This window comes from Planctopirus sp. SH287 (assembly GCF_056500625.1).
In genome coordinates, this window is sequence record NZ_CM151403.1 from 4967202 (window position 1) to 4981626 (window position 14425).

The following is a 14425-nucleotide window of genomic DNA, read 5'->3' on the forward strand; positions in this document are numbered from 1 at the left end:
TTTTCTGACTTTGCGGGAATGGCAGAATAGGTTACTCGTAAAAATTGGTCAATTGGCATCATGAGCGTGGCCATTCAAGGCTTCGTTTGAATGGGTTCTTGAGAAACGAGTCCATCCCAAACGATGGCATCCCCTACCACCCATCTATCTCTTCTGTTCTTGTTGCGCATTACGATTGTTGTAGAGAACAGTCACTCTGTGCCTCTCTGAAAACTCTTAAACCCTTCTCCCTGAGGGAGAAGGTGGCCGCAGGCCGGATGAGGGGGGAGCACGTAGCACTCGAAGAGGTGTTGCGTATTGCGATGAGAATTCTCGGACAGGCTCTCACTTGAGTAGGAGCACTACTCTTTGAGCTGACCCCAGTTACCATCTCCCAGTACACTGCGCAGCTTCCGCAAAGCCCGCAGATAACGCATTCCCGAAGCGGGCGGGGTTAATCCCAGAATCTCAGCGACTTCCGAATTCCCCAATTGCTCAAAATGTCGCATGAGGATCATTTCGCGATCATCGGGTTCAAGCTGAGCGAGAGCCTGAAGAAATCGCTCTTCAAACTCTTTACGGATATTCTCGGCGGCTGGCGTTAATTCAGAGTCCTGGAACTGCTCGAGGAGATTGTCACCAGAATTCTCCGGGCCGGAAGGAAGTGCCTGCTCCCGATCAATACTTCGCCGTTGTGCCCCCCGATGCCGCCGGTGCAAATCGATCATGCGATCGCGTGCCAGATGGCGCAGCCACACATGAAAAGGGAGTTTGGGATGATCGAGATATTCGCGTAACCGGCCTGTGGCTTCGATGAAGACGTCCTGCACTACATCGCTGGCATCGACGCGACGAGCCATCTGACGATCCATCCGCAAAGCAATCATCCGGCGCAGCGTGGAACGATGCCGCTCCAGAAGGTGATTAACCGCAGCGTCATTCCCTTCGCGGGCATTTTGCAGCAAGGCTTCCGTATTGACTGTGTCATCTTGCATGCCGCCATTATGCAATGTCAGGGGAAAAAGCCATACTCCGGTTTTGAGAGAAGACTGCGATTTTGTGCCGCCCCCGGTGCTTTAAAGCAGTCAGGACAGAGTGATTCTCACTCCATACGGTCTCACCTGAGAGGCTTATGTCCAGGCCAGTTCGGTTTGAGGTTCCAGCAGTTTTTTCTTCTGGCGGTGCACACGATGCCCTTCGATCTGTTGCCAGAGATCCCCTTCAAACAGATCCAGCTTCTCAGCCAGCCCCGCAGCGATGATCTCTGCCCCGGAAAGAAATCTTCCGGGACGTGACCATTCGACGATCAACTCCACACTACAGCCGAACATTTTTGCCAGCAGCTGATCGTGATCGGTCTCCATCAATCGGAAATGACGAGCCCACTCGACGGCTTCTTCCAACTTGATCTGTTCTTCGCTTTGCCAGCGAATCGGGTGAAATAGGAGCGAAGCATGGTCGGTCACATACCGCTCAGTGCAAGCCGCAAACGGCATGAGAGCCGCAGAACTGCATTCACCAGCGACAATTGCCGTCGCCTTTAGTCCCCGCAACCGAATAAGCGAGGCCAATGCCAGGCCGACATAAGCACTCCCGCCGCAAGAATCGAGATAAATCAGCCCGGTTGATCTCCGTGGGAGTTCAATCAGCGTACGAATCAAATCCGATTGCTGGTCTGTCAGATCACCCGCGATCGCCACTTCCCAGCCCGGCGTCGAAGCAGGAATCCATCCATGCCCAGGCCCCGGATGAGACGGTAACGGTCGGAACGGATTCGCACGGGGAGTCTTCTTGGAAGATTTTGACATAGACGCAACAGGTTCTTTGCGGGCTTGAAAAACGGACATTCCGGGAGAAAGCATACGCCTTTCGCCCAGAAGTTGCGATATTTCCATCGCCGTGTTTCTTTAACCGTGTCTCATTATCAGTCCCACGCCCGGACTGATTTCTCCGGTACAGGCTGACCAGAAATTACATCTGAATCTACATGGGTGACTGAAAACCCATCACCATCAGGCGTGGCAGATCCAGTGGCGTCAGTAACTTGACAGCATTAATGCACTCATAAGCAATCATCAGCTTGCGGGCACCCTGTGTGTCGGGAAGTTCACGTTCGACCAGCAGAATACTTCCCGAGATCAGAAACGCCTTGAAAGGAACCGTCTCGCCATAGCTTGTGACGAGAATTCCTTGACGGGGAATCGTCTCTGGCCAGTTCTCAAACAGATTCCGCCAACCTTCACCAATCGACATAACACGCCCTTATTCGGTGCATTCTGAACCAGCCTGCACCCTTGATCGGCAATGTCGCTCTCCTGCCTGCGGCATAACAACACCATCCCGCAGATTGAATGAAACCGCTCATCATCGCAAATGCGCCGAATTCCCCCACAGCCTCTTAATCCATCGTTCTTGGCAAAATGTGATTGCTGTTTATGAAAGAGTTCCCAAGAATGCGGGTAAAGGATTTTGCCAGCGGCAGAACGTCTTCTGCCGGGAAACTTGTGCGTTCTCTCTGTGAGAGTTTGTTCTTAAATTTCAGAACACGCACGTACCAGAATTTTGAATGCCTTTTTCACCCTGAGGGAGAGCCTGCGTATGACTTCGATGATTCAATCGCTGAAGACTTCTGCTTCACACTTTGCCGCCACGTTAGTGCTGACAGCTCTGACCATGGTTCCTGCCGTGGAAGCGGCTGATTTCAAACTGACAGGTGAAAACACCACCGTCGGGTTTGTGGGCACCAAGAAGGATGGTTCCCACGCTGGCGGCTTCAAGCAGCTTTCCGGAACCTTCTCGGCTCCTGAAGATCTCACCAAGAGCAAGATCGCTGTCACCATTGTGATGGATTCGGTCTGGTCAGATGACGAAAAACTGACCGGCCACCTCAAGGCCCCCGACTTTTTTGAAGTGAAGCGATATCCCGAAGCCAAATTTGTTTCGACCGCGATTACCAAGACCGCCGCAGGTTACAACGTCACGGGTGACCTGACTCTGCACGGTAAAACCAACTCCATCACCTTCCCCGCCACCATCACCCAAACAACGTCGGGAGTTGAGCTGACGAGTAAGTTCAACCTGCCCCGCAGCCAGTGGGGGATCACTTACGGTGCCGGCAAGATTGATGAAAACGTCCAGTTGACGCTGGCGATTAAAGCCAAATAAAGCCCGTCTTCAGTGCTTAAGCATTCGGCACAACAGACAGACAAAAAGTTCCCGGCGACTGCTTCAGGCACCGGGAACTTTGCATTTCATCAGAGGCTGATAGGTGTTTGTGCTGTAGACCGGTGATGTGGCCCAGGGCAGTTCAGGAAAAACCTGTCCAGAAAAAAACTGAGTAGCCTGCGAATAATCTAGGGTGAATCACTCCATTTTGATAATGTGAATTGATCTCTGGGTGAACAACTGCTGCGGAGTCGTTTAAGCAGGCGATGCTAATAACGATTTCACTCTCATCATTGTGTCATCAATTGTTCAATGTGTGAAATGAAATTATCGGTAGTATTTTGTCCATGATGTCCGCATGGATCAGTTTTTCCTGAATCGGCAGTACCATCTCGCAAGCTGCCGCCGGGACTGTCGGGCCAATCCATTCCGTTAATCGCGAGACCTGAACTATGGTGATGCAGCCTCACCTTGACTATCCTTCGTCTACTGGAATTCTGCCTTGGGCAGATTCTTCTGGCGGGACAGCCTGTCTGCCTGCAGAAGCAGAACGTCTGTCCTTACCCGCGTTACCTGAAAAGCAAAACGCTTCTCAAGTCGCGGACTCCCATGCTCACTGTGCCTCTGTGGCACCGATCCGCATTTTTCTGGTGGATGACCATCAGATGCTGCTCGATTGTCTGACGAGCTATCTTTCCACCGACCGGCAGATTCGGGTGATAGGAGCAGCCAGTTCTACCGAACAGGCGCTGCCACAGATCCTTGAATTGCAACCACACATTGTGGTGTTGGATGTGGAACTTCCGGGGCGAAGCGCGTTCGATCTGGCGGAAGCCATTCGCGGGCGCGTGGCTGATGTCCGTGTGATTTACCTCACAGGATTTGTCAGCGATGTCCTGCTTTCTCGGGCGCTAAAACCAGGTTGTTATGGTTATTTGCTCAAGGGTGAACCCGTTCAAACAGTGCGTGAAGCGATTTTTCGGGCCACTCGCGGCGAATCGACTTTCTCAGACGGCATAAAGCACCGTTTGGTTCAGGACGCCGTCACGCGTCGTTTTTCGCTCATTTCCGATTCAGTGTTGTTGTCACTCACAGGGCGACAGCTTGAAGTTCTCCGGCATCTGGCCAATGGGGCCAGTGTCAAAGAGATCGCCCGATTGATGCACCTGTCACAGAAGTCTGTCGACAGTCATAAATATCGCATCATGCACAAACTCGGAATTCACGATCGGGTGGAATTGGCACGCTTTGCCATTCGAGAAGGATTGACGCGCCCCTGAAACAGTCTTAGAGAAGCTGACGCTGGCCCCAATAGATCAAGCTCAGCGGACGCCTTTTTGAAGAATTCCCTATCGTCCGTTTGAGCTGCCTGGCAACAGACGTCTCAGGCGGACGATTTTCTCTGACGCAAATCATCGCACAACGGTTGATGAATCCGGGTGGCGTCGTTAATTTAGACGTTTCTTAAACGATGCTGGCCTGATTTGGTCGGTCATCTGACGTGATTTCAGCCTCGACGCGGAAGTCATTTTTTCCGCAAGTGTATTTGAGGATTGTTGTTGTGACGACGGCCACAAAATCTGCTCCCGATAGAACATCATTTGTTAAGCCTGCAGACGTTCAGCCCAAGTGGTTCGTCGTTGATGCTGAAGGCCAGATTGTTGGCCGCCTGGCGACACAAATCGCCACCGTTCTGATGGGCAAGCACAAGCCTGAATATACCCCGCATGTTGATACGGGCGATTACGTCGTCGTTCTCAACGCTGGTAAGGTTCAGTTCACTGGCGGTTCGATGGTTCACCCATCTCACCCCGCTTATACAACGAAAATGGCCAAGAAGAAGTACTGGTGGGTCACAGGTTGGCCTTCCGGTCTTCGCAACATCCCTGCCATTAACCTCTGGGAAAAGAAGCCCGAGGAAATTCTTCGGTTAGCCGTTAAGCGGATGCTTCCGAAGACCGCATTAGGGCGGCACATGCTCGATAAGCTCAAGCTCTATGATGGTGACACACATCCCCATCAGGCCCAGAAGCCAGAAGCCTTCCCGGCTCATCTGATGCCCACAAAGGTTGTTTCCTAACGGAAATTACGCGTTCAGAGCCTCATGATCACGAATGTGACAAGACGGTTTAACGTCTCGGTTGATTTTGTCACCCTGAAAAATGATCCGGCTTTTTCGATTCCGATTACTACTGAATTCCTGAGAATGCTCTGATATGTCAGACGAAATCACTCTTGCCGATCCCACAGAACCTGCCTCAATTCCAGCGGAAGTGACCGCTGGTTCTGAGCTGACTTTAGGTGGTACTGCTGCTGCCCCTGTCGCTGAAGTTCAAGAAGAACGGGCCGTTCACCGTCGTGGCCGTATTGACCGCTTTGGTGTCGCGATGGGGACTGGTCGTCGCAAGACCTCGGTTGCTCGTGTTCGTCTTAAGCCAGGTTCGGGAAACATTAAGATCAACGAGCGGGCTTTTGAGGATTATTTCCCGATTGAGCGCGACCGCCTGAAAATCGAAGCTCCTCTGCGTGCTTGCGAAAAGTACGGCCAAGTCGATATTTGGGTGCGTGCTGAAGGTGGTGGAACAACCGGACAAACCGGTGCCGTCATCCTCGGGATCGCTCGTGCTCTCGATGTTCTCTATCCTAATTTGCACCAGACGCTCGCCGATGGGGGATACCTCACACGTGACAGTCGTATGGTGGAACGTAAGAAATACGGCTTCAAGAAAGCCCGCCGCAGCTTCCAGTTCTCCAAGCGATAATTATTGCCTTCTGGAATTTTCCAAAGGGCCGTCAGCCTCTGAAATTGGCAACATGCGACCCCGGTGGATCAATCGATCAGCCGGGGTTCTGCTTTTCCATAGGCGATATCAGTTCGCGGTTGGTGTATCTTCTACTTGGCATGCTGAAATCGTGCGTTGTGCTTGTCAGAATATCATCTGACTGCCTTGCCGCTAAATCCAATGACATTTGGCTTTGGATACAGGAGACTCGTAGCACATGTTCAGCGAGCTCCTGCAACCCGATTTACGTCTGATGCTCATGGAGGATGATGAGTACGGGCTTAAAGAATTTTGCAATGCGCTTTATCCCGCTGTGGCAGCGGAAGTTCTACATGGCCTGGACCCTGCCGATGTCTGGCGCGTTCTGAAAAGTTGTGATCTTGAACGACAAGCAGAACTCTTCGCTTTTATTGATTCCTCTCAACAACTGGAACTCGTCGACACTGTTGAACGAGAGCATCTCTCCAAGCTGATCGAAGTCATGTCGGCTGATGACCGGGTCGACCTGCTGGGACGGATGGATGAAGATCATGTGGAAAGCCTGCTACCGCTGATTGCAAAAGCGGAACGCGAAGAAATTCGTAAGATGCTAAGCTACCGCGAAGATTCCGCCGGTTCGATCATGACCACCGAATATGCGTCTCTTCCCGAAGAGATCACTGTTCGCGAAGCGCTGGATCGGTTGCGTCAACAAGCCCCTGATAGCGAAACGATCTATTACATCTACATCACTGACCTGCAACGACGATTACATGGCGTGATCACGTTGCGGCAATTGATTCTTGCCAAGCCAGGCTTACGGCTTGGCGATCTGATGCGACGTGGTGTCGTCGCAGTGAAGGTCGACGACGACACCGAAGACGTCGCTCGACAACTGGCACTCTTCGACTTGATCGCCATCCCTGTCGTGGATGAAGAAAACCGTCTGGTGGGGATCATTACCCACGATGATATTCTTGATCTGGTGCAGGAAGAGGCCAACGAAGATGCCTATCGTCAGTCGGCGATTGAACCCTTGGAAGCCGGCTATCTGGATACGCCCGTCTTCACGATGGCAAAAAAGCGGGGCGTCTGGCTGCTGCTGCTAGCCGCAGTTGGATTTGTCACTGCAAAACTCAATCAGAGTTTTTCAGGCGTTGCCAGTCGCCATGAATGGCTGGAGTGGTTCTTGCCGCTGGTTCTGGCCAGTGGGGGGAATACCGGTTCGCAATCCGCCACGCTGGTCATTCGTGCCATCACCGTTGACCCTTCCTCCAAGAATCAGAAATCAAAGATAGCCGGCCATGAATTGCTGACAGGTTTGCTGCTGGCATCCAGTATGGCGGCTTTCAGCTTTATCGCTGTTGTGTTTCTCTTCAAACGAGATATGCACGAGGCACTAGTCGTGGCTGGCACGATTGCTCTGGTTGTCACCATGGGAACACTGTTGGGATCTTCACTCCCGCTGATATTTGATCGCATGGGGATGGATCCCGCCCTGATGTCCAACCCGTTGATCTCTTCATTGAGCGATATCCTGGGGGTCGTGATCTACTTTTCAACGGCCATTCTGTTACTTGAAGTGCTACTTCGCTGAAATCATGTGGGAAGTTGCCAGGACAATGCCCATGGAATCACCGCCAGATCATGAGAAGGTTTCCCAGACAACCCCATCCGGCATGATCATCAGATTGGCGGAACCTGCTGATGCTGATCAGCTTTGGGCGATTCTGGAACCCGTGATCCGAGCCGGTGAGACATATGCCCTCCCGCAGGATCTGTCTCGAGAATCCGCCCTGGCATACTGGTGCCAGGCTGATCGCGAAACATATGTCGTGGAAGAGGATGGCCAGCTACTGGGGACATATTTTTTGCGACCGAACCAGATCGGTGGCGGCGCCCATGTCGCCAATTGTGGCTACATGACCTCCGCCCATTCAAGAGGACGTGGAGTCGCTCGCCTAATGGGCCTCAACTCTTTGGAACGTGCCCGCGCTCGGGGTTTCAAAGCCATCCAGTTCAACTATGTGGTCAGCACCAATGAGGTGGCTGTCCGATTGTGGAAAAGCCTGGGTTTTGAAGTGGTGGGAACTCTCCCCGGCGCGTTTGCACATCCGGTTCACGGCGATGTCGATGTCTTTGTGATGTTCCAGCGACTGTAAATTTTCTGCGGCAGACCTTCGGGATCGTGCTCCTTCATCATGCTATTCGCCATTAACAGGAGCCGCAAAGAGCTCTCAAACGACACCTCGTGCATTGTCAAAGTCTAAAATTCGGGTTTCTTCTGTTGTTTAGTCCGACAACGGAGGACGTTGTGGCGACATCAACCCGAAGACAAAGCCGTGACACGGCACTCGTCTCATGACTCTCTTTGTTAAACCAGAGCACAGATCGGATTTCCCCTGAGTAACAGGCGGAATCTATCGGCAGTTCTTGCCATTCAAAGGGTTTTGCAATCCGTTTCTTCGGAAAAGTCAGCGAAGTCCCTGCAATCGGTAAAAACCCGTGTCATCGCCAGGTTTCTCTCAAGCCGATAACCAGAAGGATCTCTCAAGTGCGAGGTGATACTGCGAGAAACCTCGACGATCTGAGATCGTTCCAAGGAATGGGCAATGACGCGATTGGCATGGCGACTGGCACTCGGAATCACGAGCATGGCTTTCGCACTTCCTGTGACGGGATGTGCGGGGAAACCATTGCAGTCACCCCTGGCGTTTTTCCAATCGAAAGAGGCTGGCTCTAAGACTTCGGGGAAAAGCCCTGCGCCGGTTGTCTCTGCCGCCAAAAAAACACCTGCGACACTCGCAAAAACCACTAAACCGGCCTCAGCCCCCACGGCGACAGCTCAATGGCTGGAACAAGCAGCGCAAGCTGAAATTGGCGGCCGGTTGAAAGAGGCTCGCGACCTCTATGCAAAAATTTGTGCTACAGAACCTGACCATGCCCTGGCCCGGCATCGACTCGCTGTCGTGACCACACAACTGGATGACTTGCCAACAGCGTGGACGCATTACGATGTGGCCCTCCGCCTGGCACCTCAAAATGCCGACCTCTGGAGCGATGCAGGGTATTGCCTCTTCCGTCAGGGGGAATATCTGAAAGCTGAGCAGCACGTTCGTAAGGCACTTGAACAGCGCCCGAATGAAACTCGCTTCACAAATAACCTGGCTCTCATTCGGGGTGTTCAAGGACATCTGGATGAGTCGCTTGCACTCTTTCGGCAGTGCCATGATGAAGCCACTGCCCAGGAATGTCTGGCGCAAATTCACGATCTGAGAAAAGACCCCGAGAAAGCCAAAGCGGCTCGAGAAAAGTCGCAATTAGCCAATGCCAAACAAACGTCTGATTCACCAAAATTAGCAGACAGCACCACCAAGCCTGCGACACCAGCTGCTGACCTTCCTGCGAAGGCCTCAGTTCCTGTGGCAGCCAATACCCCGGTTCCTGCCAGTACCACTGCAATCGACACCGATTTGCCGCCCAGCCCGACGATTGGCGCTCAACCAGTTTCCAGCATCGCCACGGTTCCTGTCGTGGCCGCCGTTGCCGGTCATCAAATGGCCATGGGGAACACTCCCCGCGCTTCTGAAGTGTCACAACCAGCATCAACCAGTCCCACGCCCGCCATTGTCTTAGCGACTGCCAAAACCATTCCACCGGCGACCATTTCCATCACCCGTTCGCCCAGTGTCCCGCCGGAAGGTTTGCTACCCATCATTCAGCCAGCTTATACAGTGGCCTCTTCCCCAACTTCTGCTCCTGTCACTTTCCCTGCCCCTGCCCCAACACCATGGCCAGCACCTGTGGCAACTCAACCCGCACTTGTCGCCCAGGCATTGCCTCAGCAGATGCAGCCTCTCAAGCCAGTACAAACAGCTCCCACCCAAATTCCCGCAGTGGAAGTTCCGGCAATGGAAGTTCCCGCAGTGGAAACTGTGTCCAGCCAGCCTGTAATGGCGCAGGAAATCAGGCCCATTTCTCATCACGCTGCTTCACCAGCGATGACTGAACCCAACCCTTCGGTGGTCCAGTTCGTAGCAGAATCACTCACACTGACAACCGTGGTTTCTGGTCAGAATCTCAAGGAAACAGTGCTGAATCAGATTTCTGCCATGCATATCTTTCCGTTGAATTCCTCTGAAGAAGAAACGGATGACCCCGGCGACGCTCCCCTGTTCACGGTGCGGGGACAAAGTGATGACTCTCCTCGGGAATCATCCACAGCCACTCCTGCCGATGCCGTGGTTCGCCCTGTGGCTGCTCAACCGGCAGCATTCGATCCTCCTCAGGCCCGTGAAATGCCAGTGAACTTTTCAGAGCTTGAACCAGCTCTGATTCCGAATGAGCGCCCTGCCAAATCCTCACCTTCCGCCAGCTTGCCCATGAGCGATGACTCCGCCTGGTTTGAAGAGCATCGCCAGACCATTCTCGAAAGACCGCAGCGTGGCTTGTTTCATGGCTACTGCCCGGTCGCGCTACGAGATCAGCGAGTAATGATCGACGCCAAAACCGAGTATGCCCTTCAGCATGAAGGTCTTGAATTACAATTCAGCAGTGCGGAAACCCTGGCACTCTTCCAGGCCAACCCCGAGCGATACCTGCCCGTGGCTCATGGACGTGATGTCGTCAAGCTGGCATCGTCACAGCCATCCTCTGGCTTGGGTCAACTGGGCTATGCCAGCTGGTATGGCGACCATCTCTACTTCTTTGAGTCCCCTGAATCTCGGGCCAGATTTCATCACCGGCCCGAGTTCTATACCAGCCAGGCGTTGGTACAGAAAACAGCCCAATAGGTTTCTTACTGTTTCTCCCCACCATATGCGGATCCGCAACAGTTCCTGCGAATCAATGCGATGTCGCAGGCTCTGAGGGTGGCGAGTGCGGTGTTGAGGCCGCAGCTCCTGAAGCACTGGGCGGGCCTGTTCTCACCGGTTTCCCTCTCATGCGGGCGTACCATTCGCTCGTTCCCTGCATCACGACGTAGAACACGGGCGTAAAGAAAACGGCCAGAATCGTCGAGGTGATCATCCCGCCGAACACCGCTGTCCCCAGAGCCTGCCGACTGGCGGCACCGGCTCCTTGAGCCACTACCAGTGGATAAACCCCCAGAATAAACGCGAACGAGGTCATCAAAATCGGGCGGAAACGGAGCCGCGCCGCATCAACGGCGGCATCAAGAATCGTGTGCCCTTTGTGACGAAGATCACGAGCAAACTCCACGATCAAAATCGCGTTTTTACTGGCCAGAGCAATGATCAGCACCAGACCAATCTGCGTATAGACGTTATTGTCCATTCCACGGAATAAAAGGGCCAGGCCCGATCCCACCAGGCCCAGTGGCACCACCAGAATCACCGCCGCTGGGCTTGTCCAGCTTTCATACTGAGCAGCCAGCACCAGATAAACCATCACCACGGCCAGCCCCAGCACATACACGGCTTCATTCCCGACCCGCCGTTCCTGAAAGGAAATCCCCGTCCATTCATAATCCATCGTTTTGGGCAGAAATCGCCCTGCGATTTGTTCCATAATCTCCAGGGCCTGCCCCGAACTGTATCCTGGAGTCGCTTGGCCGTTGATCGCAGCTGACGGATAAAGGTTGTAGCGGCGGATGATTTGCGGCCCCAGAGAGTCGCGAACTTCGACCAATGACCCCAGGGGAACCATCTTCCCTTCACGGTTACGGACTTCCAACCGGGTGATGTCATCCTTCTCCACGCGGAACTGAGAATCGGCCTGAATCCGTACCTGATATGTCCGGCCAAACAGGTTGAAATCATTGACATAGGCCGACCCCAATTCCGTTTGAAGCGTGCCGAAAATTTCAGCCAGAGGAACATCGAGTGACTTGGCTTTCACACGATCGATATCAAGGAAAATCTGCGGGATCTGAGCACGGAAACTGCTGTTTAATCCCGTCAATGCTGTTTGCTTATTCCCTTCGGCGGCCATCAACTGGGCCATGTTCTGAAGCTGCACCAGCCCTGTCCCGCCACGATCCTGAAGCTGCATTTCAAAGCCGCCCGCCACACCCAGACCAAGAATTGCCGGAGGAGGAAAGGCAAAAACAATCGCTTGGTCGATCGTAGAAAATTGATGATGGAGCGCCCCCAGCACGCCGAACAGGCTCTCCTGCGGACTCTTGCGGTGGCTCCATTCGGATAACGTGACATAGATCGTGGCCGCGTTTGATGATGCGGCCTGATCCAGCAATGATTGTCCGCCAATCGTCACCCAGTTGGCGACCCCCGGCGTATTCTTCAGAATCTTGTTCATCTTCTGAAGAACCGCTTTGGTTCGTTCTTGAGAGGCTCCATCAGGGAGTTGGCAACCGACGACCAGATAGCCCTGATCTTCTGTCGGCAAAAAGCCGGTTGGCAGCGAGATAAAGAGCATGAGTGTGGAGCCGACAATGGCCACGTACATTGCCATCGCCACCAGGGGAATTCGCACCAGCACCCGCACAATGCTGACATAAATCCCTTCAATGAAATCATAAACGCGGTTGAATCCGCGATAGAAGAAGTTCTTCTTGGGTGGGACAGGACGTAAATAGACGGCACACTGAGCCGGCTTGAGCGTCAGGGCGTTGACCGCACTGATTAAAGCCGTCGCGGCAATTGTCAGAGCAAACTGACGATAGAGCTGGCCAGTGATTCCCTGCATCCCTGCCGTGGGCAGAAAGACCGCCATCAGCACCAGTGTAATGCCAATAATCGGCCCGAGGATTTCACTCATGGCCACGATCGTCGCTTCTCGCGGAGCCAACCCGTCATGTTCAATATGATGGGCCGCGTTTTCCACAATCACGATGGCGTCATCAACGACAATACCAATGGCCAGCACCAGTCCAAAGAGTGTCAGCATATTGACCGAAAAGCCCATGGCCCACATCAGTGCAAAGGCACCAATAATTGTGACGGGAACCGTGGTCGCAGGAACAAGAACCGCTCGCCAATCCTGGAGAAAAACCAGAATCACGATCAGCACCAGGATGCCAGCTTCAAACAGGGTCTTATAGACTTCATGAATGGCTTCGTTCACAAACAACGTGGTGTCGAAGGGAATGTCATAGTTAAGACCGGTGGGGAACTTCTTCTCCAGCCGAACCATCGCCTTTTTCACACCCTCGGCAACATTGAGCGAATTGGCGCCAGGAAGCTGGAAAATCGCCAGACCAGCCGCAGGAACACCACTCTTTTCGCAATAAAGGTTGTAAAGCTGGCCACCCAGTTCCACACGGGCCACATCTCGGATTCGAGTCAGGCGACCGCCATTCCCCGGAGCCGTTTTCACAATGATGTCTTTGAACTCTTCAACATCAGACAAGCGACCCAGCGTGTTGATCGTGTACTCGAAATCCTGTCCTGTGGGAGCAGGGGCGGCTCCCAACTGTCCTGCGGCAACCTGGACGTTCTGCTCCTGAATCGCTGCCACAACATCGGAAGCGGAGAGATTTCTCGCCTTGAGTCGTTCAGGATCCAGCCAGACACGCATCCCGTAATCGCTGGAACCAAAAACCTGAATTTCGCCCACACCATAGATACGGGCCAGTTCGTCGCGAATGTAAAGAGTCGCATAGTTCGAGAGATAGAGGCTGTCAAACTTCCCTTCATCACTGGTCAATGTGACGACTTGAATGATGGCCGTTGACTGCTTTTTAACGTTGATCCCCTGCCGTCTGACGTCTTCGGGAAGTCGGGGTTCGGCCTGGGCGACACGGTTCTGCACCAGCACCTGAGCCATATCAAGATTGGCCCCCACTTCAAAGGTGACCGTCAGCGTGTATGTTCCATCGCTCGCGCAGGTCGAGGACATGTATAGCATGCCTTCCACACCGTTCACCTGCTGCTCAATCGGAGCGGCAACGGTATCGGATAACACCTGGGCATTGGCCCCCGGATACGTGGCTGTCACCTGAACCGTGGGCGGCGTGATCGAGGGATATTGTTCAACAGGCAATCGAATCAATGCCACGGCACCAAGAATCATCGTCACAATGGCAATGACGTTGGCGAAGATCGGACGATCGATGAAAAATCGGGAGAGCAAGATCCACTCCAGTCGAGTACCGAGGGGGAGCTATCGTTACTTTAAGGCCTGTCATTCCACGTGGCTGTGACATGTGGCTGTGATCTGGGATAAATCAACACACCACAGCTTGCATCATCAAGAAGCGAAGACTTCTTCCCAGAGAAGACTTCGGGCATGGCAATGAGTTTGGCTGAACTCGTGGCAACACCCGACAAAAAAAGACATTACTGCGAATCTATCCCTAAAACAAAGCTGTCACCTGGCAAGCCTCTTTTCTGCACATCCCATCGCCCTGAAACCAGCCCCATGTTGCCAGAACACAACAAGCGTGGCTTTGTGACATCAACAAGACTTCAAAACAAATTCGCAATCAAGCAGCCACCACCAGGCTGCCACAATGAAGACTTACCGTGCAGAACTGGCTGATTTCCGCTGTGGCGACGAAACCTTCTTTATGGCCGTCGCATCATAACGTGGTTACAAGC

General features: G+C 53.2%; 11 protein-coding genes. 7 read left to right on the plus strand and 4 right to left on the minus strand.

Annotation, left to right across the window (positions count from 1 at the left end):
• Nucleotides 1–341: 341 nt before the first annotated feature.
• From SH287x_RS18475 to SH287x_RS18485, 3 genes are all read right to left on the minus strand, one after another.
• Nucleotides 342–974, minus strand: a complete 633-nt coding sequence (locus tag SH287x_RS18475; RefSeq protein ID WP_479515857.1) for a sigma-70 family RNA polymerase sigma factor — start codon at nucleotides 972–974, stop codon at nucleotides 342–344.
• A 135-nt stretch (nucleotides 975–1109) separates the two neighbouring features.
• Entirely contained in the window at nucleotides 1110–1874 is a 765-nt protein-coding gene (locus SH287x_RS18480; protein WP_479515858.1) for a ClpP family protease, read from the minus strand.
• Nucleotides 1875–1962: 88 nt separating this feature from the next.
• Entirely contained in the window at nucleotides 1963–2232 is a 270-nt protein-coding gene (locus tag SH287x_RS18485; RefSeq protein WP_479515859.1) for a hypothetical protein, read from the minus strand.
• Between the two features lie 345 nt (nucleotides 2233–2577).
• Here SH287x_RS18485 and SH287x_RS18490 point away from each other — a divergent pair, with 345 nt between their 5' ends.
• The 7 genes from SH287x_RS18490 to SH287x_RS18520 all read left to right on the plus strand — a co-directional run bounded on the left by SH287x_RS18490 (nucleotide 2578) and on the right by SH287x_RS18520 (nucleotide 10699).
• The gene (locus tag SH287x_RS18490; protein WP_479515860.1) at nucleotides 2578–3144 is read left to right on the plus strand and encodes a YceI family protein; all 567 of its coding nucleotides are present in this window, start codon (nucleotides 2578–2580) and stop codon (nucleotides 3142–3144) included.
• A 458-nt stretch (nucleotides 3145–3602) separates the two neighbouring features.
• A complete protein-coding gene (locus SH287x_RS18495; protein ID WP_479515862.1) occupies nucleotides 3603–4424 on the plus strand; it encodes a response regulator transcription factor in 822 nt (273 codons plus the stop codon).
• Between the two features lie 281 nt (nucleotides 4425–4705).
• A complete protein-coding gene (gene rplM / locus SH287x_RS18500; RefSeq protein WP_479515863.1) occupies nucleotides 4706–5224 on the plus strand; it encodes a 50S ribosomal protein L13 in 519 nt (172 codons plus the stop codon).
• Nucleotides 5225–5531: 307 nt separating this feature from the next.
• Nucleotides 5532–5906: a 30S ribosomal protein S9 gene (gene rpsI / locus SH287x_RS18505; RefSeq protein ID WP_479518733.1), complete on the plus strand. Its 375-nt coding sequence runs from the start codon at nucleotides 5532–5534 to the stop codon at nucleotides 5904–5906.
• A gap of 238 nt (nucleotides 5907–6144) precedes the next feature.
• Nucleotides 6145–7503: a magnesium transporter gene (gene mgtE, locus SH287x_RS18510; protein WP_479515864.1), complete on the plus strand. Its 1359-nt coding sequence runs from the start codon at nucleotides 6145–6147 to the stop codon at nucleotides 7501–7503.
• A gap of 82 nt (nucleotides 7504–7585) precedes the next feature.
• The gene (locus tag SH287x_RS18515; protein ID WP_479518734.1) at nucleotides 7586–8068 is read left to right on the plus strand and encodes a GNAT family N-acetyltransferase; all 483 of its coding nucleotides are present in this window, start codon (nucleotides 7586–7588) and stop codon (nucleotides 8066–8068) included.
• A gap of 450 nt (nucleotides 8069–8518) precedes the next feature.
• Nucleotides 8519–10699, plus strand: a complete 2181-nt coding sequence (locus tag SH287x_RS18520; protein ID WP_479515865.1) for a hypothetical protein — start codon at nucleotides 8519–8521, stop codon at nucleotides 10697–10699.
• 52 nt (nucleotides 10700–10751) lie between these two features.
• Here SH287x_RS18520 and SH287x_RS18525 read toward each other — a convergent pair whose 3' ends face one another.
• A complete protein-coding gene (locus SH287x_RS18525; RefSeq protein ID WP_479515866.1) occupies nucleotides 10752–13958 on the minus strand; it encodes an efflux RND transporter permease subunit in 3207 nt (1068 codons plus the stop codon).
• Nucleotides 13959–14425: the final 467 nt, after the last annotated feature.

What these genes read in the sequence shown, in the direction of transcription:
- rpsI (WP_479518733.1), top strand. Translation starts at nt 5,532, where the DNA reads ATGGGGACTGGTCGTCGCAAGACCTCGGTTGCTCGTGTTCGTCTTAAG.
- SH287x_RS18480 (WP_479515858.1), bottom strand. Translation starts at nt 1,874, where the DNA reads ATGGAAATATCGCAACTTCTGGGCGAAAGGCGTATGCTTTCTCCCGGA.
- SH287x_RS18485 (WP_479515859.1), bottom strand. Translation starts at nt 2,232, where the DNA reads ATGTCGATTGGTGAAGGTTGGCGGAATCTGTTTGAGAACTGGCCAGAG.
- SH287x_RS18515 (WP_479518734.1), top strand. Translation starts at nt 7,586, where the DNA reads ATGATCATCAGATTGGCGGAACCTGCTGATGCTGATCAGCTTTGGGCG.
- SH287x_RS18520 (WP_479515865.1), top strand. Translation starts at nt 8,519, where the DNA reads ATGACGCGATTGGCATGGCGACTGGCACTCGGAATCACGAGCATGGCT.
- SH287x_RS18475 (WP_479515857.1), bottom strand. Translation starts at nt 974, where the DNA reads ATGCAAGATGACACAGTCAATACGGAAGCCTTGCTGCAAAATGCCCGC.
- SH287x_RS18495 (WP_479515862.1), top strand. Translation starts at nt 3,603, where the DNA reads ATGCAGCCTCACCTTGACTATCCTTCGTCTACTGGAATTCTGCCTTGG.
- mgtE (WP_479515864.1), top strand. Translation starts at nt 6,145, where the DNA reads ATGTTCAGCGAGCTCCTGCAACCCGATTTACGTCTGATGCTCATGGAG.
- SH287x_RS18490 (WP_479515860.1), top strand. Translation starts at nt 2,578, where the DNA reads ATGACTTCGATGATTCAATCGCTGAAGACTTCTGCTTCACACTTTGCC.